The organism is Verruconatronum alginivorum, assembly GCF_056590205.1.
Window position 1 is genome coordinate 5451968 of the sequence record NZ_JBWPVQ010000001.1, and the last position, 18364, is coordinate 5470331.

Annotated in this window: 19 protein-coding genes and 1 pseudogene; 9 read left to right on the forward strand and 11 right to left on the reverse strand. The window is 57.2% G+C overall.

Going from position 1 to position 18364, the window contains the following annotated elements; all coding sequences use genetic code 11:
- The first annotated feature begins 16 nt into the window (after positions 1 to 16).
- The 4 genes from ACWUI2_RS20005 to ACWUI2_RS20020 all read left to right on the forward strand — a co-directional run bounded on the left by ACWUI2_RS20005 (position 17) and on the right by ACWUI2_RS20020 (position 3673).
- Positions 17 to 838, forward strand: coding sequence for a PEP-CTERM sorting domain-containing protein (locus ACWUI2_RS20005; protein ID WP_486984613.1), 822 nt, complete (start codon positions 17 to 19; stop codon positions 836 to 838).
- A 42-nt stretch (positions 839 to 880) separates the two neighbouring features.
- A complete protein-coding gene (locus ACWUI2_RS20010; protein ID WP_486984614.1) occupies positions 881 to 1540 on the forward strand; it encodes a prepilin-type N-terminal cleavage/methylation domain-containing protein in 660 nt (219 codons plus the stop codon).
- A gap of 58 nt (positions 1541 to 1598) precedes the next feature.
- Positions 1599 to 2678 carry a hypothetical protein gene (locus ACWUI2_RS20015; protein WP_486984615.1) on the forward strand — a complete coding sequence of 360 codons (1080 nt, stop codon included), beginning with the start codon at positions 1599 to 1601 and terminating at the stop codon, positions 2676 to 2678.
- 83 nt (positions 2679 to 2761) lie between these two features.
- On the forward strand, positions 2762 to 3673 hold the full coding sequence (locus tag ACWUI2_RS20020; RefSeq protein ID WP_486984616.1) for a hypothetical protein: 912 nt from the start codon (positions 2762 to 2764) through the stop codon (positions 3671 to 3673).
- A gap of 27 nt (positions 3674 to 3700) precedes the next feature.
- Here the strand turns inward: ACWUI2_RS20020 and ACWUI2_RS20025 are convergent.
- Positions 3701 to 5170, reverse strand: a pseudogene (locus ACWUI2_RS20025) (GspE/PulE family protein).
- Between ACWUI2_RS20025 and ACWUI2_RS20030 the strand changes: the two are divergent.
- The 4 genes from ACWUI2_RS20030 to ACWUI2_RS20045 all read left to right on the forward strand — a co-directional run bounded on the left by ACWUI2_RS20030 (position 5153) and on the right by ACWUI2_RS20045 (position 7694).
- On the forward strand, positions 5153 to 6097 hold the full coding sequence (locus ACWUI2_RS20030; protein WP_486984617.1) for a sigma-70 family RNA polymerase sigma factor: 945 nt from the start codon (positions 5153 to 5155) through the stop codon (positions 6095 to 6097). The pseudogene ACWUI2_RS20025 and the gene ACWUI2_RS20030 sit on opposite strands and share 18 nt — an antisense overlap.
- 86 nt (positions 6098 to 6183) lie before the next feature.
- Complete coding sequence (locus tag ACWUI2_RS20035; RefSeq protein WP_486984618.1) at positions 6184 to 6540, forward strand: hypothetical protein; 357 nt, start codon at positions 6184 to 6186, stop codon at positions 6538 to 6540.
- 42 nt (positions 6541 to 6582) lie between these two features.
- Complete coding sequence (locus ACWUI2_RS20040; RefSeq protein WP_486984619.1) at positions 6583 to 7170, forward strand: methyltransferase domain-containing protein; 588 nt, start codon at positions 6583 to 6585, stop codon at positions 7168 to 7170.
- A gap of 233 nt (positions 7171 to 7403) precedes the next feature.
- Entirely contained in the window at positions 7404 to 7694 is a 291-nt protein-coding gene (locus tag ACWUI2_RS20045) for a hypothetical protein (RefSeq protein WP_486984620.1), read from the forward strand.
- Between the two features lie 172 nt (positions 7695 to 7866).
- Here ACWUI2_RS20045 and rho read toward each other — a convergent pair whose 3' ends face one another.
- Positions 7867 to 8988 carry a transcription termination factor Rho gene (rho, locus tag ACWUI2_RS20050; RefSeq protein ID WP_486984621.1) on the reverse strand — a complete coding sequence of 374 codons (1122 nt, stop codon included), beginning with the start codon at positions 8986 to 8988 and terminating at the stop codon, positions 7867 to 7869.
- Positions 8989 to 9074: 86 nt separating this feature from the next.
- On the opposite strand from rho, the gene acs reads away from it, so the two are divergent.
- Positions 9075 to 11024, forward strand: a complete 1950-nt coding sequence (gene acs / locus ACWUI2_RS20055; protein WP_486984622.1) for an acetate--CoA ligase — start codon at positions 9075 to 9077, stop codon at positions 11022 to 11024.
- 77 nt (positions 11025 to 11101) lie between these two features.
- Here the strand turns inward: acs and ACWUI2_RS20060 are convergent, their stop codons facing one another.
- From ACWUI2_RS20060 to ACWUI2_RS20100, 9 genes are all read right to left on the reverse strand, one after another.
- A complete protein-coding gene (locus tag ACWUI2_RS20060; RefSeq protein WP_486984623.1) occupies positions 11102 to 12001 on the reverse strand; it encodes a hypothetical protein in 900 nt (299 codons plus the stop codon).
- A gap of 69 nt (positions 12002 to 12070) precedes the next feature.
- Positions 12071 to 12928 (reverse strand): tRNA glutamyl-Q(34) synthetase GluQRS, encoded by an 858-nt coding sequence (gene gluQRS, locus ACWUI2_RS20065; protein ID WP_486984624.1) that lies wholly within the window; start codon positions 12926 to 12928, stop codon positions 12071 to 12073.
- On the reverse strand, positions 12925 to 13551 hold the full coding sequence (locus ACWUI2_RS20070) for a DUF2062 domain-containing protein (protein WP_486984625.1): 627 nt from the start codon (positions 13549 to 13551) through the stop codon (positions 12925 to 12927). Before ACWUI2_RS20070 ends, gluQRS begins: the two co-directional genes overlap by 4 nt.
- A 58-nt stretch (positions 13552 to 13609) precedes the next feature.
- A complete protein-coding gene (locus ACWUI2_RS20075; protein ID WP_486984626.1) occupies positions 13610 to 14833 on the reverse strand; it encodes a glycerate kinase family protein in 1224 nt (407 codons plus the stop codon).
- Positions 14830 to 15675, reverse strand: a complete 846-nt coding sequence (locus ACWUI2_RS20080) for an alkaline phytoceramidase (RefSeq protein WP_486984627.1) — start codon at positions 15673 to 15675, stop codon at positions 14830 to 14832. Before ACWUI2_RS20080 ends, ACWUI2_RS20075 begins: the two co-directional genes overlap by 4 nt.
- 182 nt (positions 15676 to 15857) lie before the next feature.
- Positions 15858 to 16181: a hypothetical protein gene (locus ACWUI2_RS20085; protein ID WP_486984628.1), complete on the reverse strand. Its 324-nt coding sequence runs from the start codon at positions 16179 to 16181 to the stop codon at positions 15858 to 15860.
- Positions 16182 to 16251: 70 nt separating this feature from the next.
- Entirely contained in the window at positions 16252 to 16617 is a 366-nt protein-coding gene (locus ACWUI2_RS20090; RefSeq protein WP_486984629.1) for a hypothetical protein, read from the reverse strand.
- Positions 16618 to 16625: 8 nt separating this feature from the next.
- Positions 16626 to 17393: an RHS repeat-associated core domain-containing protein gene (locus tag ACWUI2_RS20095; protein WP_486984630.1), complete on the reverse strand. Its 768-nt coding sequence runs from the start codon at positions 17391 to 17393 to the stop codon at positions 16626 to 16628.
- The gene (locus tag ACWUI2_RS20100) at positions 17393 to 18331 is read right to left on the reverse strand and encodes a hypothetical protein (RefSeq protein WP_486984631.1); all 939 of its coding nucleotides are present in this window, start codon (positions 18329 to 18331) and stop codon (positions 17393 to 17395) included. The genes ACWUI2_RS20095 and ACWUI2_RS20100 overlap by 1 nt, the downstream gene beginning before the upstream one ends.
- Positions 18332 to 18364: the final 33 nt, after the last annotated feature.

Consider the following 18364-nt stretch of genomic DNA (forward strand, 5'->3'; position numbering starts at 1 on the left):
ACAGAAAGAACTTACAATGATGCTTCCTCCTAATTCCCGCACTGTGGCGGGAATGCTCGCCGCCATTTTCACATTCGTTGCCACCGCCGGTGCCGGTGCTTTTAATCCGCTCACCGATTCCCTGCCGAATGCGGTGCTGCTGGACAATTTCAGCGGTCCGCTTGACACCACGAAATGGGATGTGGTCCATACGGGCACGGCTTCGACCGATCCTCTTGGGTTCCTGAGGCTGTCGGGCAATGTCGGCGTCAGTTTGACCGCCGACCATCGGCTGGCGCTGCCAACAGTCGGTCAACTTTTAGTGGTTGATTTGGTGGTAGCCGGGAGATGGGAACATCGGCCCATTCTGCGGTTGAGCAACGGGGATGGCACCTCGTTGGTGCAGTTGGGCGCGGTCAACACCACCACGGACGTCGGGACGGGAAACCGGGTACATGCCCGGGTCAGTACTGCGGCGGTCGATGGGACTTTGGTGACAAATCCTTACCCTTATACCAGTGGAGACAACCGATGGGAGTGGACCACCGTGCGAGTGGTTTTTGACAATACGGGAGGTGACCGGGTGGTTTCGCTTTATGGTAAAGGAATCGGCGAAAGCCAGTTTTCCCCCTTTATGTGGGAAGCGCTGGAGGCGCCAGTACCGGTGTCGGTTACTAATGGATGGGTTTCGAGCGACCCGCTGGAGATATATTATAGATCCTACCAAGGGGGCTCCGCTCAATTGTGGATGGATGAAGTGCAATACGCGCTGATCCCCGAGCCCTCCACTTATGCCTTGATCGGCGGTCTCGGCGCGTTTGTTTTGATATCTCTGCGTCGGTCCCTGCGGAGAAAATAGCCACTGATTCGGACTTTTCGAAAACGTAACCCGGAATTCTTTATGAGAAACAAATCTACTGGTTTTACCTTGATCGAGCTTTTGACGGTAATCGCCATCATCGGCATCCTGGCTGCGATCCTGATTCCAGTGGTCGGCACGGTCCGGGAGAGCGCGAGGACGACGAAGTGCGCGAGCAATCTGCGCAGTATCGGAGGCGCGTTACATGCTTACGCGCTGGACCACGGACATCTGCCGATCGCGGCCAATGTTCAAATGTCTCCTCGGATTCGCTGGTTTAATGTTTTGGAGCCCTACATGGGAACTCCGGATCTCGATCCCGATTCGACGGATCGCCCGGAATGGCAGCAATGCCCCGCGAAGGAGCCCCACGAGCCGACGCCTATCGCTCATTACGGGTGGAATTACCTCGGGTTCGGTCAGAATCCCCCCGGGCCCGGAGAATCGCCCGGCAACGGCTTCATGAGCCGGATCGAACAAGTCGGCGAACCGTCACGCACCTTGATTGTGGCCGACGCCCAGGACCATGAGCCGACTTGGCAATGGGTCTTGTTGCACCGGAATTCCACCGGTTCCCGGTATGCCCGTCGGCATGGCGGAGGGGGCAACTACCTTTTCGTCGACGGACACGTCGAGAAAATGACTCCAGAGGAAGTGCTGGCACGAGACCAATTGGATCCAGCCCTTTTCTTCCATCGTTGAACCTGTTTGTCGCCCCACGGCGCCGCCTCGACTTTTTGCTTCTGATTCTCCTTTCCTTATGAATACAACGAACACACGATCCCCCAGGCATCGCTTCCCCCTAACCGGCAGGTTGGGATTCGCGACCCTGCTAATGGCCTCGGCTTGCTTTTCCACCGCCCTCGGCGATACGACCGATTTCGATCCGTTGACCGATACTCTGCCGAATCCGGTCGTGCTCGACGATTTCAGTGGTGAAAACTTGAAGACGGATATCTGGGAAACCCGCGGGACGCATGCGAATGTTACGATCAATCCGGACGGTTTCCTGAATCTGGGGGCGGGTGCCGGCGTTCGTCTGAACCCGGCGGCTTTCATTCCATTGCCCTCCGCGGGCGAACTCCTGGTCATCGAGGCGGTCGTCGCCGGAAGGTGGAGAAACCGCCCCGAGTTTGTCATCAGCAATTATGACCGGGGAAGCGATACGATCACGGCCGATGGCGCGGCCTGGGCGGAAATCGGTTCCCAATATGCGCCGAGCAGTGCCCCTCCAAACGGGCTTAACGGCGGTCTTTACGCGCAAGTCACCGCGACAGGGAAGACTTACCAGGAGTCCCTTGCCGATGGAGAGCGAATGCGTGTGCTGAATCCGCATCCGACCACAATATCCACGATGGAGACCGAATGGACGACTCTCCGCTTCGTCTTTGACAACCGCCAGGGCAACCGGATTACGGCCATATATGTCAAGGCCCCTGGGGCGGAATCTTTCGAAGCGTATCTCTGGGACGACGGCGAAGGTGGATCCGTTGTGATGCAAGAAAACGCCTGGGTGTCGACCGCTCCTTTGCGGGTGAATTACCGGCAATACGAGGGCGGTAGCGCCTATCTGAGAATGGATTCCATCCAGTATCAGACTATGACAGCTCCCTTGAATTTCGATACGGTCGCCGCCGGATTTCGGCTGGAGAAAGCCGGGGAACTGGTCTTCCCGACCGAGGTCGGCGGGCTTTATCAATTGCAATCGTCCGCCGACGGGGGACAGAACTGGACTCCCACTGGCGGGGTCTTGGTCGGGGACGGCTCGGAGATGCGGCATTTCTTTCCAGCCAGGAGCGACTCGAACCTTCGTTACCGCGTGGTTTCCGCCGGAGAATAAACCCAGTCTCAGACTAAAACAGAAGCAAGAGGATGATGAACACAAAACTGATCTTCAGGGGTTTGGGTGCGGTGGGAATTTCTATGGCTTTCACAGCAGTTCTCGTTGCCGGTGAATTCGCCACCGGATTCGAGCCGGGAAACAATCCGGGTTACCAGCTGGGTGAGACCGTCATCGGGGTCGATGGTTGGGCTGAGTGGTATTTGGACAGTGAGGAGCCAGGTGACGCGAGTCTTGTCTCCGGCTGGTCGGGGGCGAGCGGTCAAGTTCTCCACATCACGTCGACCAGCACGGAACGAACCACCCGCCGGCGGATGGGGGTGATGCGCCCGGTGGGCGATGTCGGAAGTAATCTTGTCCACGTCAGCGCGGATCTCGCGTTCAAATGGACGGGGCAGTCGACGAGTGAATTCACGGGTTTAACAATGAACGAGTGGGGGTTCTATCTCGGCTTTTCCTACAACAACGAAAGAGGGCTACATCACAACCATGCGGGCCAAGTGATCACCATTCTGCCGACCTCCGAGGTCAAAATGAACGCTCCGTATCATGTAACCCTTTTGATGGACTTTGATGCTCAGGTATTTTCGGTCGACGTGAAAGGGTTGAAGGCGGATGGAGCCGCCTTCTCCTATTCCGCGGCGAATCTGGTTTTCACCGAAGATCCCGAGGCCGAGCCGGTCGAGGGGATCGCCGACATTCGCTTCGGTGTCCTTCGGGGCGATATCTACGACCTATATATCGATAATGTGGTGGTAAAGCCAGGACCGGTAATCCTCAATCAACCGTTGGCCGGTGCCGTGACCCGTCCTGCGGTGGAGCTGGTGATGCCGACGACGCTCCAAGGGGTTTACCGCATGGAAATTTCGGATACGCTCACCGGGTGGGAGCCGGTCGGTGACATCTTCGCGGGCGATGGCCAGGAGTTCGGCCGCTTCTTTTCCACCGAAGGGAAGGATCGGGAGTTCTACCGGGTGATGTTGGGCGGGTTCTAACGCTGTTTTCAAGCGTCGGATCCGGGTTCATTCGACGTTGACAGGTCCGCGGATCAGTTCTTCGACGCTGGTCAGTCCTTCGACGGCCTTTTTGACTCCTTCGTGGTCGAGGGGGCCGATCCCGCGTTCGTGCAAGGCGCGGCGGAGATCGCGTTCGGTGATGTTTTCCAGGATCATCTGTTTGAAGTCGCTGTCGACCCGCCAGACTTCGAAAAGGCCGGTGCGTCCGACGTAGCCCGTTTGGCGGCAAGCGTCGCATCCCACGGCGTGCCAGAGGCTGTCGGGTACTTGAATCCCGGAGGCCGCGAGCCATTTCTGCTCGAATTCGGTTGGCTTTTCTTGTTTTCAACATTGCTCGCAAAGCTTTCGAACGAGGCGTTGAGCGACAACCAATTCGAGAACGGGGGCGATCCGGGTGTTGGGTAAGCTGAGGCTCCGGAGGCTGGTGAGGACGCCTGCGGTGTCGCGGCTATGGAGGGTGCTGAGGACGGTTTTTCCGGAAGTGGCTGCGTCGAAAGCGGCTTCCGCCGACTCGGGATCGCGGGTTTCGCCGATGAGCATGAAGTCGGGATCGAGGCGGAGCATCGCTTTGACTCCGGTATGAAAGGGGAAAGGTGGCTTTTCGCTGACCTGCATCTGGGTGATCCCGTCGATCAAGTATTCCACCGGATCCTCCACCGTGACCACGTTGTGACTCATCAGTTTCAATTCGTGCAGCAACGAGTAGAGAGTGGTGGTTTTGCCGCTACCGGTGGCGCCGACCACGAGCAACATGCCCGGCATTTCGCGAAGCCATTCTTCGATGGCCGTTCGTTGCTCGCCTCTCATTCCAAGATCGGAAAGCCGCAGCACGACCGTCGCGGGGTCGAGCATCCGGATCGACATTTTCTCCCCGGCAAGCGCCGGAACGCACGAGATGCGGAGATTCAACTGGCTCTCTCCGACCGTGAGCGTGACCCGTCCGTCGGCGGGTCCGGTCAAAGGGATCGGATCGATTCGTCCCAACGTTTTGAAATGACCGATGAGCCGGGCTCCCAGGTCGGGGCTGAATACCCGCGTGTCGTGGAGTTTTCCGTCGATGCGGAACCGGAGGAAAACACCCTCGACTCCGGAATCGAAATGGATGTCGGTGGCCCGTTCCCGGAGGGCGTCCTGCAGGATCCGATCCGACAGATTATCGATCAAATCGACGGCGGCGTCGGGATCGAGGGTGGAGAAACGGTTGGGTTCCCATTCGTTGGTGAGGCGGGCGAATTGCGGTTGGAGCGGACGGCCCTGGGTGGTGGTGGTTGTTTCGGACATCGTATACACCAATAACAGGAAATGGAGGATACGACAAGAGACGGTGATTCCCGGGCGAACAGCGGCTGGTGGGTGAATAGGGGGTTCCCCTAGAGACGTGGTGGGGCGAGTCTGGTATCCTTTATTCGGATATATCAAACTGGTTCGTTTCAGCGAACTCAACAGAAAGGAGACGATATGTCGGATCGGCCACATAAGAAATCCGAACAGGGGGCCGGAGGAAACCGGGAAACCGGGCGAGCGACGCCGGGAGATTGGGATCTGCTTGATCTTTACTTCCGGGAAGTGCGCAAGGTTCCTTTACTCAGCCGGCGTCAAGAGCGGGAACTGGCGGATAAAATCCGTCGGGGAGACAGCAGTGCCCGTGATTTGATGATTCGGGCCAATTTGAGATTGGTGGTTAAAATCGCGCACGATTACAAGCACTTCGGCCTTCCGTTGGCCGATTTGATCAGCGAAGGGAACGTCGGGTTGATGAAAGCCGTGGAACGCTTCGATCCGGAAAAAGGGGGGAAGCTCAGCACCTACGCTTCATGGTGGATTAAACAACGTATCCAGCGGGCGCTGGCGAATCAGAGCAAAACGATCCGTTTGCCGGTTCACGTGACGGAGAAGCTGAATCAAATCCGGAAAGCGTCGGATCGACTCCGGCAACGTCTGGGCCATGAGCCGCCGGAAGAGGAAGTCGCGAGGCGGGTCGACCTTTCGGCCGGAAAGGTTGCCCATTTGAAGAATGTCAGCAGTCAACCCGCTTCGCTGGACGCCCCGGCGGGCGAGGACGGGCTTTCCACGATTGGGGATTTGATCGGCGATGAAAACGCTCCGACGCCGGCGGAAGAATATGCGGGAAAGAGCCTGAAGGCCGACATCCGAAAATCGCTCGATGAATTGGATGGAAGGGAAGCGGAAATCCTTCGGTTGCGGTTCGGCCTGGATGATGGTTCGCCCCAGACCTTGGAAGAAATCGGTCAAAAATTCGGACTTACCCGGGAGCGGATCCGTCAGTTGCAAAATATCGCCCTCGGGCAAATTCGTCGCAAATTGAAGGAACGAGACCGGACGCGGCCGGACGCCGGTTCAAGGCGGAGAGGCTGGAAAAGCGGCCTTCGGGTGGGCGGTTGATCGGCCATGGGCGGCGGGGACCGCTCGGTTCCTCCGGCGGCAAGCTGGTCTTGCTTCGCGGGAAGCGTGCTTCCAGAATGTTTCCGGTGAAGATTCCCGGGGTGTCGTTGGATTATGCGGATTTGTCCTTTTCGGTGGTGGGCGTCATTGTCGATTGGATACGACGATGGCGTTACGCCCGCAAATACGGACCGGGAGCTTACGAAGCGGTTCACGGCTCTGCCTTGCGGGAATTCCTCGACGCGGAATACGGGCAAGAGGGATGGTCGTGGGAGGTGACGGTGATCGGGGCCGATCGACAACGGTTCGTCATTGAAGTCCGTTATGACGATTGCGGCGAGTGGGCGGGGGTGGTCGCGGTGGCTCCACATCATCCGCCGGATTCGCGCTACCGAATCGTGAAACGGGAACACCGGGAGTGGCCCCCGCCGGACTGGGATTGAGTTCGCGCGAGAATCGACGACTCTTTGATTGAGGATGGGATCATGGCGGAGATGACGGAGCGCGATTCGGAGTTTTGGGATGAACGTTACCGGGCGGGGAAGACCCCATGGGACTACGGAGGGACTCCTCCGGAATGGGGGGAGTTCTTAGAGACTCTCCCGACTGGACGGAGGATTCTGATCCCAGGGTGCGGAAGCGGACACGATTTGCGGGCGGCATTAAATCGGGGCCAGGAAGCGATCGGCATCGATTTGAGCGAGGAAGCGATCCGGCTTGCGCGAAAGGAGGAATCCGGCGGTGATCGGGCGATTCGCGGCGATTTTTTCAGTCATCCATTTGAGGAGGGGTGGTTCGACGTGGTTTATGAGCGGACCTTTCTGTGCGCGCTGTCGCCATCGATGTGGGGGGATTATGTGGAGCGAATGGTTGGTTTGTTGAAACCGTCGGGGTTGTTGGCCGGGTATTTTCTATATGGAGAGGAAGCGGACCCGCCGCCTTATCCACTCGATCCAAAAACGGGGGAGGACCTTTTTCGCGGGCGGTTCGAACGCATCGTTTCCCGTCCCAGTTGTCGTCCTCTGAAGTTTTTCGAAGGCATGGAACAATGGCAGATCTGGCGTCGAATATGATCGGCAAACCACTCTTGAGCCTGCGTGAATGCGGTCTCGGAGGAGGCGTGGCGCCGGGGTGTTTCGGGATTATTTACGCCCCCTAAGGGAAAGGCTCACAGATGGTTAGGGGCAGACCCAGTTGTTTGGGTGGCCGGGGATGTGCTACTTTTTCCGGCGTTAAAGTTCGGAGCCCTTCCCGAGGATGGGGCAGTGACCGGATACAAAGCCTAAATAATACGAACACTGATTCTATGGACAAAAAGAACCGTTTGAAACTGATCAGAAAAGCCTACCAAGACACACGGAAGAAACAACGGAAGCTCACCCCCAAGGCATGGCAGTTTGTGAAAGAACTGCGGGAAGAGAACGACTATGATGCGGATGTGGTGGTTGAATTCCGAGATGAGGATGTCTTGGAGGAAATCCAATTGCTGAGCGGCAAGCGTCGGGTCAACGATTTCGACACGGATTGGGACAACGGCCGATATTACGATTCGAATACCTCGGCTGAAATGCTTTATTTCCGGCGGCCGGAAGATTGAACGGCTTCGAGGGGCGATCCGTTTATGGGATCGCCATGTGGAAACAAAAATCCGATCGGGAGGGGTGTTTGAACCGCGAAAGCGTGGTTCACTCCTCCGGGATCGGATTAGTTTTTTTAGAATCCGGCGGTGAGGTTGTGTTCCTGCCTCGACCGTGAGTTACGCCGGCCGATTATCGGCCGAGGAGTTTGAGGAATTCGTCGTTGTCCTTGGTTTTTCCAAGGCGGGACAACATGGTTTCGGCGGCTTCCTGGGGTTTCAACGGGGCGAGGGCGCGCCGGAAAAAGTGGATTTTTTCCAAGGCGTCTTCGCTCAGGAGCAGTTCTTCGCGTCGAGTCCCGGAGGAAGCGATGTTCATCGCCGGCCAGATTCGCATTTCGGCGATTTTCCGGTCGAGGACCATTTCCATGTTACCGGTTCCCTTGAACTCCTGGAAAATCAGGTCGTCCATCCGGCTGCCGGTTTCGATCAACGCCGAGGCGATGATGGTGAGGCTGCCCGCTTCTTCGGTGTTGCGGGCGGCGGAGAAGAGTTGACGCGGTTTTTCCAAGGCTCGGATGTCGAGGCCGCCGGTCATCGTCCGGCCGCCGCCTCCTTTGCCGGAGTTGTGGGCGCGGGCGAGACGGGTGAGCGAGTCGAGGAGAATGACGACATCCTTGCCGACTTCGACCTGGCGTTTGGCTCGTTCGATAGCGAGGTCGGCGATCTGGATGTGATGTTGGATTGGTTCGTCGTTGGAGGAGGCGAACAGTTCGGCGGGGACCGAGCGTTTGATGTCGGTCACCTCTTCCGGACGTTCGTCGATCAGCACCATCATGACGTGACAGGACGGATGGTTTTCGAGGATACCCAAGGCGATGTCGCGGAGAAGGGTGGTCTTGCCGGTGCGGGGAGGCGCGACGATCAGACCGCGCTGGCCTTTGCCGATCGGACAAAACAAATCCATCGCGCGGACCGTCATTTTGCCATCGGAAGTTTCGAGGCGGAGCCATTCGTCCGGGGTGATGGTGGTAAGGGAAGTGAAGTCGGGATTGCGGCGGCGTTCTTCGGGGGCGAGTCCGTCGGCGGTTTCGATGAAGCGGACGGTCGGGGCGTTTTTGCTGTCGGAGGCGGTGGCTTTGATGTAACTGCCGCGGCGGAGTTTGAACCGGCGGACCAGTTCTTTGGGGACGAAGGGATCGGTATTGCGCGATTTGCCGTGGCGCGAGGGGTCGAGGAGGTGCCCCGAGCGGTTCGCTTGGATTTCGAGGATACCTTCCACGGAGATATCATTTTGAGTGTTCGGTTTGTTCATACGTTTAACAAATTGCCTTGACGGGGAGCGGGGTACGGGATGGTTTAATCTCCCGATCTATACGAACTCAAACCCTTATTCAAAACGTGAACGAAAGTAAAAAAACTTCCGATAGCCATGATGTGCGGGTCTTCAAACCGCTTCCCGAGTTTCAAAAGCAAGCCAATATCAAGAGTATGGCTGAATACAAGAAACTCTACCGTCAATCCGTGGATTCTCCAGAACAATTCTGGGCAAAGCAAGCAAAAGATTTGCTGGTTTGGCGGCGGCCCTGGAAGAAGGTTTTGAACTGGAAGGCGCCTCATGCCAAATGGTTCACCGGGGGGCAGTTGAATGTGGCCGAGAATTGCCTGGACCGCCATCTCGGAACAGTCCGGGAAAATAAGGCGGCGATCATTTTCGAGGGAGAGCCGGGCGATGTCCGGACGTTGACCTACAAGCAACTTCACCGGGAGGTTTGCAAGTTCTCCAATGTTTTGCAGGGGCTGGGGATTCGGAAGGGGGATCGCGTGGCGATTTATTTGCCGATGGTGCCGGAAGCGGCGGTGGCGATGTTGGCCTGCGCTCGTATTGGCGCGGTGCATACGGTGATTTTCGGTGGATTCAGCTCGGCGGCCATCCAGGAGCGGGTGAACGATTGCAAGGCGAAGCTGGTGATCACGGCCGATGGCAGCCATCGCCGGGGCAAAGTCGTTCCTCTGAAGAAGAATGTCGACGCGGCGGTGAAGAACACTCCGTCGGTTTCCAATGTCATCGTGGTGAAACGGGTCGGGAACCGGATCACGATGAAAAAGGAACGGGATCTCTGGTATCATGATTTGATGGCCGATGCCAGTCCGCGGCACCAGGCGAAGGCGTTCGATTCCGAGGCTCCGCTTTTCATTCTTTATACGAGCGGAAGCACCGGCAAGCCGAAGGGGGTTTTGCACACTTCGGCCGGTTACCTGTTGGGCACCACGATGACTTCTAAGTATGTCTTCGATCTCAAGGAGCAGGATACTTACTGGTGCAGTGCCGACGTCGGTTGGATCACGGGCCACAGTTATGTCGTCTACGGCATTTTGAGCAACGGGGCCACCACGGTGATGTATGAAGGCGCTCCGGCTTATCCGGATTGGGATCGGTTTTGGTCGATCATCGAACAACATCGCGTATCCATTTTCTACACCGCGCCGACGGCGATCCGTTCGTTCATGCGGGCTGGCGAGGATTTTCCGAAGAAGCACGATTTGAGTTCCCTCCGTTTGCTCGGCAGCGTGGGCGAACCGATCAATCCGGAGGCTTGGATGTGGTATCACCGCGTGATCGGAGGCGAGCGCTGTCCGATCGTCGACACCTGGTGGCAAACCGAAACCGGGGCGATCATGATCACCCCTTTGCCGGGCATCACTCCGACCAAGCCCGGTTCGGGGACTTTGCCGTTCTTCGGAATCGTGCCGGAAGTGGTCGATGAAAAGGGGAAAAAGGTGAAGAAGGGGGAGAGCGGGAAATTGATCATCAAAAAGCCGTGGCCCTCGATGTTGCGCACCCTTTACGGGAACGACAAGCGGTTCAAGGAAACCTACTGGAGCGAGTATCCGGGGTATTATTTCACCGGTGACGGCTGCCGTGAGGATAAGGATGGTTACTTCTGGATCGTCGGCCGGATCGACGACGTCTTGAATGTTTCGGGGCACCGTCTCGGCACCGCCGAAATCGAAAGCGCTTTGGTTGGGCATTCCGCTGTCGCGGAAGCGGCGGTGGTCGGCAAACCCGACGAAGTGAAGGGGAATTCGGTGGTGGCGTTCGTGACGCTGAAGAGCAGCGCCAAGCCGAGCGACGAATTGAAGGAACGTCTGCGGGCGCATGTCGCGAAGGATATTGGTCCGATCGCCAAGCCGGATGTGATTCGGTTCACCCTCAGTTTGCCAAAGACCCGGAGCGGAAAAATCATGCGGCGGATTTTGAAGAAAGTCGCGGTTGGCAGCAGCGATTTCGGGGATACCACGACTCTGGAGGATTTCAATGTCGTGGCCAATCTTCAGGGAGAAGATTGATTTTATAGAGTCGTAAACGGACTCCCGGTTTCGTTCGACGCTGTCGGACGGGGCCGGGAGTTTTTTTTGTGCCAGATTTATCGATGGGTGGGGTCGGCGCTTCGCAGGCGGATTCGGTCGAGGGCGACGGACGCCCCGCCGCGGGAATCGAAGAACGTCAGGCGTATTCGGTCGGCTGGGACAGGAGGAGCGAATGCGTGGTCCGCGGCAACCGTGGATTTCGCGTCGAATTGGATTCGCGCGGTCTCTTTGGCGTGGGCGAAGGTTTGGATGCGGTATTGGGTCGGTCTTTCCGGCGAATCGGGAAAATCGAGGCGAAGCTCCGCGAGCGGCAGGGGATCGCGCCAGCTGAAGTCGATCCATTGGGGGAATCCGGCCTGGGGATCGGACCGCCAGGTTCCGGTGAAGCGGTTCCGATTGGGAAGTTCCGGCAGGACATTGGCGGCCCAAAAACAGGGTTGGGCCGGAGAAATCCGGAAGCAATGGGAGCGGACCGGGCGGCAAAAATGCAAGGCCTGGTCGGGTGGGGCGAAGGCCGAGGGGAAAACGGGGTCGCCGATGCGGTTTTCCAACCAGGCGACGCCGGGCGGAAGTTCGAGTTCGACACGCAGATAGCCGCCGACTTTCATCCCGGAAAGGACGGTGAGACTCGTGTTCCACGTGACCCATTCCCGGGATGAACCGATCAGGTGCAGGGTCGTCTCGGCAAGTGGACGGGTTCCAGCGAGATGCGCGCCAAAATCCCGTGCCGAGTCGCAGCGAAAGATTTTCGCAGGGATTTCCCGTTTGCAGGTGCCGGAATTGGAGGCGAAGAGGAAATCGAGGCGGGCGACTTCAGGGGACCCAACCGGAAAATGTTGGCTGAACCGGCCACCGGGGAAATCGGCCGAACCGTCGGGATCGTCAAAACCGGCGAAGCTGGCTTCGCTGCTGGCGGTGACCAATGGAAAGGGAGGAAAATCGTCAAAGGAATCCACAACTGGTTGATTGAAACCTTCGCATGGGGAAGGTTCGCGGGGCGAGTCGAAAAGCAGTGATTCACCGACTCACTCCAGGATCCCGGCCAAGTGTCGTTTTCTGAGTTCGGCCGGCGAGAAACCTTCTTGGCGGAGGGAGCGGAGACTTAGGGCGGCGTGCCGTTTGGCCAGCCGGTTGCCGTCCGGGTCAGTGACGAGAGGTGTGTGGAAAAAAGCGGGCACGGGCAATTCGAGTGCGCGGTAAAGCAGGATTTGCCGGGCGGTTGAGAGGAGTAGATCGGCTCCACGGACGACTTCGGTGACCCCCATGGCGTGGTCGTCGAGCACCACGGCCAACTGGTAGGCGGGCATGTCGTCCTTGCGCCAGACCACGAAGTCGCCGAAATCGCGGCCGACCATGTAGCTTTGGCGTCCTTGTTTAAGGTCTTCAAATGAGACCAGGAGATTTTCGGGTGCCCGGAACCGCCAGCTGACTCCGGCTCGCTCGACGTCCCCACTCTGTTCATGTTTCGAAATCGAGCGGCAGGTTCCGGGGTAGAGGGGTTCTTCGTCGCCCGCGTGGGGGGCACCGGCGACTTCGAGGATGTCGCGGCGGGAACAATCGCAGGGGTAGATGAACCCTTCTTCGCGTAGTCGCCGCCATCCGGCCAAGTGGAGTTCGCGGCGTTCGCTTTGGCTGTAGGGAGCGAAAGGGCCGCCGAGATCCGGACCTTCCTGCCACTCGATGCCGAACCATCGGAGATCTTCGAACATCGCTGCGACGAAGTCGGGGCGGCAACGGGAGGTGTCGAGGTCTTCATTGCGAAGGATCAAACAACCATCGGCTTGGCGGGCCCGCTTGAACGCCGTCCAAAAGGTGGCGGCGTGGCCGAGGTGAAGCAGACCGGTCGGTGAAGGGGCGATCCGTCCTCGGTAGGCGGAGGTCATTTCTCGGTGGCGGTCTGTCGCCCTTCGGAGGAGGAAGGGTCGGTCGGCTCGTCGTCGGCAGTCTCTGCTGGGGCGGACTCCTTGCCCGCCGCCGCTCGGCGAACCAGGTTCAACTTCGCCGCTTCGTGTACGGTGAAGCGATAGAGCAAATCGAGGATCGCGCCGACGGCGAGGCCAAGGATGACTCCGCCGAGGAACATCGCGTTCATGCCGCTCATCAGGTGGTTGAGCTCGGTGCCGATGCCAAACAGGTTCATCGTTTTTCGGCCGATGAAAAAGTTGAGCGGATACAAAACTGTGATCGTGAGTGGATTGCTGATCGCCTGGAGGCCGATGGTGATTGGGAGATTGGCTCGGAGAAAGATCGCGGCGGCCAAGGCGAGGATGATTTGGACGCCCATCAGCGGCATGAAGGCGATCAACGAACCGAAATAAAAGGCCGGGGTGCAACTCGAGACTTTGAACGACCAAAGATAAGGACGTTTCCGAGCGGCTTTGGCGAACCATTTGAGAATCGGATAGCGCTCCAAGTTAGCCTTGCGGGGCATCCACTTGAGGAATTGCTTCACCCGGCGGATGCGGGCGTGGCGCAGCATTTGAATTCTTTTTTCTTCGCTAGTCACGGATCGGTGCTTTCCTGCAACCACAGAAAACCCTCAGCTTCGAGTGTCAATCCGTGTTTCATGATGAGGGGTCAGAAAGCTTTTTTTCCGATTTTGTTCCGTCGGAGAGGCGTGTAACTTCTTCGAGGACCGCTTTCGCCAGGAGGGTTCCCGCTTCTTTCATCGCCCGGTCGACGGGATGGTCGCGCGGGGTGATTTCCCGAAACCGGCAGTCGGGGAACTCCGCTTGGTTCGTCGGATCAACAGTGATTCGCCCTCCGAAAAGGAGGCAGGTTTTCCCGTTCGCGACCGCTTTCCGCAGAATGGCTCCCGGTCCTTTCCCTTCGAGTGAGCTTTCGTCGAACGTCCCTTCTCCGGTCAGGACCAGATCGGCTTCGCGCAACTTCCGGTCGAGGTCGAGCCAAGTGGCGACCAGGGTGAAGCCGGCGACGACGGTGGCGCCGCATGCGATCCGAAGTCCGGCCGCGATCCCGCCGGCGGCACCGCTTCCCGGTTCGGTCAACACGTCGTGGTTCCGACCGAACGCATCGCAAAGCAGGTGGGCGACACGTTCTGTCGCTTGTTCCAGTCGGTCGATTTCGTCGGTTCGCAATCCTTTTTGGGGAGCGAAGACCGTAGCGGCTCCGCGGGGGCCGAGCAGCGGATTTTGGACGTCCGAAGCCACTCGGAGAGGGGGGAGGGAGGGGGTGGTTTCTCCGGTGAACCGTTTGATTTTTTTCCAGTTGGCCGGGATCGGATCGAAGGTGGGCTCGCCGGCTTGGTTGGGTTCAGCTTCGATCTTCAAGCCGAGGACTTGGAGGGCGCCCAAGCCTAAATCGTGGGTGGCGCTGCCGCCGACGCCGAGGAGAATGGCGGTGGGGCGTGCGCTGGACGCGAAGAGCAGGAGTTCGCCGGTGCCGCGGGAGGTTGTCCGCCATGGATCCCGCTCGTCGGGAGCGAGTCGCTGCATTCCGCTCGCTTCGGCCATTTCAACCACGGCTATTTCACCCGTCCGGGCAATCGCGAGTAGGTCGGGGATCGTTGCAGGAAGCCGATCGACCGGAACCAAACCGAAGGCGGCCTCCACCGGCCTTCCACGGGGGCCGGTCACTGTCCGGCGATGCAGTTTTCCGCCCCCGGCCCGGGTCAACAGTTCCGCGAATCCCTCGCCGCCATCGGTCAAGGGGAGCTTTTCGACCTCGCAGTCCGGCAGGAGCTGGAGGATCGCTTCCGCAGCTCGATCGCAGGCTTCGGCGGCGGTCAGGCTCCCTTTGAATTTGTCGAATGCGAGGAGGACCTTCACCGCCGCTTCTTCGTTTTCCGGGCTCCGGAGGTGCCTTCGCCCACCGGCCTCAGGTGAGGAACGACGTCACGTTGGTCGATCATCCGGAAGAGTTGGAAAAGGGCGGCGGCGGCCAACAGGTGTTTGAGGGTGTGGCCGCTGACGAGTTGTCCGATCGCGAAGATCTGGGCATCGAGTGTTTCGGCGATTTTGGCGAGCAAGTACCAGCCCAAGGCGGCGAAGTAGCCGCCGGTTCGGGTGTAGCGGGGAGGGAAAAACAAGATCAGGAGTGGAATCAAAAGCATCGGCAGGAATTGCACCAATCCGTAGAAACGAAGATCTCCCGCTCCGCGGTGTTCGGTCCAGATCCAGTAAGCCACGCTGGCGACGCCGAGGATCACCAGGGGAAGGAGCCAGCGCAAGCCGGTCCGCACTCCGATTCTTTCGGAGAGGACCGCGGCCAAAAGGGACATGGCGATCAAAGTCATGGGGAGGCGGTCCCAAACCAGTGTTCCATCGGATGGCGCCCAGTGGTACCAGCCCGATCCGAGTCCGGTCAAAAACGTTCCGGCGAAGAGGACGATCCAAGGCCATTTTTCCCGCGGTTCGAGGAAGTAGGGCCGACGGACGGGGGTGGTCTGCGGGGCCGAGGGCTTGAGGAGACGGATCAACGCCCAAGCGCCGACCAGGAGAAAGGGGAGATTGGAGACGACGTCGAGGAAGTTGGGGATCCCGAGGAACTGCCGTTGATCGGCGAAATCGTGGTATTCCTGCGGCTGGGGAATCGGGGACAAAAAGAGGGTGACGACCACCGCCACGAGGGCGGTTGCGACGATGATGGAAATGCGAGTGGAGCGTTTCATGTGAGATTGGAGGATCCGTTGGCCGGGAGAATCAGGCTCAAAAGGGAAGAATCTAAAATCGGCTCCATAGCTCTGCAAGTCCGCAATCGAGCCATCTGTTTTTCGCGTAGCGCCATGGCGATTTCGACTGAGTGAGGCGGTCGACGCTCTGACGGGCGGCGATGGATTGCTTACATAGAGCCTTAGAGCAACCATTCGAACCCGCTTCTTCCGAGGCGGTTGATGAGTACCCAGAAAACAAGGGTAAGAAAACCCCAAGCAACAAGAACCCAAATAAAGTGCGTCTGCCACATCATTGTCTTTCTGGCGACTGGAAAGGTCAAGGCGGCTACGGTCAAAACGATAACTGCGATGCTTACTGGTAGGAGTGAAAACATAAAATAATCCACAATCCAACTTACACTGCCAAGAACGGCAATCTCTACAATGAGTTGCCACACCTTTATTGGTGGGCAGCTAACAGCCACCGACTCTTCTGGTTTAGTTTTAAAAAGTAGCAATCGCATATGTCACTCCTGAATCTCAAATGTTTTCGATTCAACGGCAGAGGCGCGGCCCTTCTCAATAGGCGCATCGTCAGCGGCGATTAAAGACTAAGGTTTCGTCGTCGCTTTTGATCACAAGTTGTCCAGTGCCTGCCTGAAATGATCCAATCATATTCTTAATATCCTCATCTTCGATATCAAACATAATTACGTCGCTTTCGAGGAGTCTGTATTGCCCCGAATAGTTCAACACCGTTTCACTCGGGTCGCTAGCGAAGAAAATCATTCGATATTCGAATCCCCCATGGGGGAAAATATCGATTTGAACCGTTAAGCGTCCCCACTCTGTCTCACGGGGGGCTGTCTGCCAAGTACCCAAAATTCGCGACTCGTGAGTCATCGAGTGGCAGCCACTGAGAACACATGCTATTAAACCTAAAAGAAAGATCTTCTTCATTGAACGGCCTACGGAAATGGCACCCCCCTATAACGCGCCCTGTCGACCTCAACAGGTGCTGACACTCCCTCTGGAGGATGTGATCTCGTCGAAATTTCGTGCATCGGTAAGCCGGCCTGATTGACGATATTTCGAGCAAATACATTGCTGTTATTTCGTCGTTCTTGACCAGTAGGCAAGAAATACCGTGAGTTAGGCCAATTCTGGAATGCTCCACTGAATCCTGGCGGTTCCGCAAATCGATAGCTTTCTCCAAGGCTTACAATCTGGTTCCAAACTTGTTCAGCGTCATTTCCTTGATAAATGGGTATTAACTCAGTTCCGGTATCCGTCCGATGAATCACCGATACCATGACTGATATGTTAAGCCAAACGCCCATGTTGTCTCTCCATGTGGCGCGCCACCCTCCCTCGCTCAGCAGTTCAATTCCGCTTTCCCGCTGAATCTGAGGATTCTGTTGAGTCAATTGAGATACTGTATATTCTCTTCCAACTTCAACAGCACCATCGCAGGCCCTCCAAAAAGATAGCGCATAATGACCTGGATTGAAGAACGGGATGCCTTGAACGCGTCGAGACGTAATCGCGACGAAATCCAAACCAAGATAGTCCCAAGTATTCACCGGATCATTTCCGACAAATCCGTATAGATTGATTCCTCCCTGTTCCTCAATCGGATCCCGATTCAACCATCTGCCTGTTTCCGGGTTGTAAACGGCGAAAGCGCCCTGCGCTGACAGGACGACTGCCGTAATGACAATTCCAATACGCTTCATCAATAGTTTCTCCTTCTTAGTTCCTGTAAAAGCAACCGATTCACACGTGATCGCGGGAACGCTTGAATCGCTGCTTGATAGGCTTGTTCCGCTTCGTCAAAGCGCTCATGTTCCTGAAGACACATGGCTCTGAGTAAAGAAAACACACCAAATTCTTCGGCAGGGGTGAGCGACTTCAAGAAGCTCTCCTGACGTCTTTCTTCTTCCGTTGTAGCAAACGGCCACGAGTAATAATACGAGTCAGGGTGAATATCCATGCCAATGTTGGCGGCTTCAATGTTAAAGCGTTCACTCGAATCCTCCCACCGACAAAACAGGTGGCCTTTCGTCTGCACCAGATAAAGAGGGTATCCAAGACGCCGCCCAATAGCCACGATAAGCACAGGAAGCGACGAGCAGCTTCCTGTGCCGTTCTCGACAAACCCGTGAAGAAAAATGTCACTGGAATTCCGGAAAAAACGGGTGCTCTGCATATCCGCCATGGCGCCCGATTCGATCAAATCCATGTTGTAGCTAATGTTCATCTCCTCCTTTAGCGTTAGGACGAGATTGACTGCCTTGTATTTCGCCAGCGAGTGATCATAACGTGCTGGATTCCGAAAGAAGCCGGACCGTCGTTGTTCTTCAGACCTCTTCACCACCTGTGCCCAACGGTCGAACGTCTGCAGGACGTCATCAATATTTAGATGTTCTGAGCCTTGCAACCCTTTAGCTGACAGGAGATTAATTAAAGCGATGTCGATGCGCTCGAGGCCAGCGGGCGAAAAGGAACGAACCACGAGGTCGTTGAAGGTTTGGGGCTCGCCTTGGGTATCTGAAGCAATATTTGGCAGCGGACGAAAAGCATCAGGCGGTGGAATTGCAGGAACTTGTCCTAGGCAGGCAACGGATGAGCAGGCTACCGTGAGGAAGCCCGTTAATGCTGCTCGAATAGTCATCTTTTGTAAGGGATCGGTTGAAACAGAGTGCTG

What these genes read in the sequence shown, in the direction of transcription:
- gluQRS (WP_486984624.1), bottom strand. Translation starts at nt 12,928, where the DNA reads ATGACCTCCGCCTACCGAGGACGGATCGCCCCTTCACCGACCGGTCTG.
- ACWUI2_RS20095 (WP_486984630.1), bottom strand. Translation starts at nt 17,393, where the DNA reads ATGAAGCGTATTGGAATTGTCATTACGGCAGTCGTCCTGTCAGCGCAG.
- ACWUI2_RS20045 (WP_486984620.1), top strand. Translation starts at nt 7,404, where the DNA reads ATGGACAAAAAGAACCGTTTGAAACTGATCAGAAAAGCCTACCAAGAC.
- ACWUI2_RS20020 (WP_486984616.1), top strand. Translation starts at nt 2,762, where the DNA reads ATGGCTTTCACAGCAGTTCTCGTTGCCGGTGAATTCGCCACCGGATTC.
- ACWUI2_RS20040 (WP_486984619.1), top strand. Translation starts at nt 6,583, where the DNA reads ATGGCGGAGATGACGGAGCGCGATTCGGAGTTTTGGGATGAACGTTAC.
- ACWUI2_RS20030 (WP_486984617.1), top strand. Translation starts at nt 5,153, where the DNA reads ATGTCGGATCGGCCACATAAGAAATCCGAACAGGGGGCCGGAGGAAAC.
- ACWUI2_RS20090 (WP_486984629.1), bottom strand. Translation starts at nt 16,617, where the DNA reads ATGAAGAAGATCTTTCTTTTAGGTTTAATAGCATGTGTTCTCAGTGGC.
- ACWUI2_RS20015 (WP_486984615.1), top strand. Translation starts at nt 1,599, where the DNA reads ATGAATACAACGAACACACGATCCCCCAGGCATCGCTTCCCCCTAACC.
- ACWUI2_RS20080 (WP_486984627.1), bottom strand. Translation starts at nt 15,675, where the DNA reads ATGAAACGCTCCACTCGCATTTCCATCATCGTCGCAACCGCCCTCGTG.
- ACWUI2_RS20100 (WP_486984631.1), bottom strand. Translation starts at nt 18,331, where the DNA reads ATGACTATTCGAGCAGCATTAACGGGCTTCCTCACGGTAGCCTGCTCA.
- rho (WP_486984621.1), bottom strand. Translation starts at nt 8,988, where the DNA reads ATGAACAAACCGAACACTCAAAATGATATCTCCGTGGAAGGTATCCTC.
- ACWUI2_RS20005 (WP_486984613.1), top strand. Translation starts at nt 17, where the DNA reads ATGATGCTTCCTCCTAATTCCCGCACTGTGGCGGGAATGCTCGCCGCC.
- ACWUI2_RS20010 (WP_486984614.1), top strand. Translation starts at nt 881, where the DNA reads ATGAGAAACAAATCTACTGGTTTTACCTTGATCGAGCTTTTGACGGTA.
- ACWUI2_RS20085 (WP_486984628.1), bottom strand. Translation starts at nt 16,181, where the DNA reads ATGCGATTGCTACTTTTTAAAACTAAACCAGAAGAGTCGGTGGCTGTT.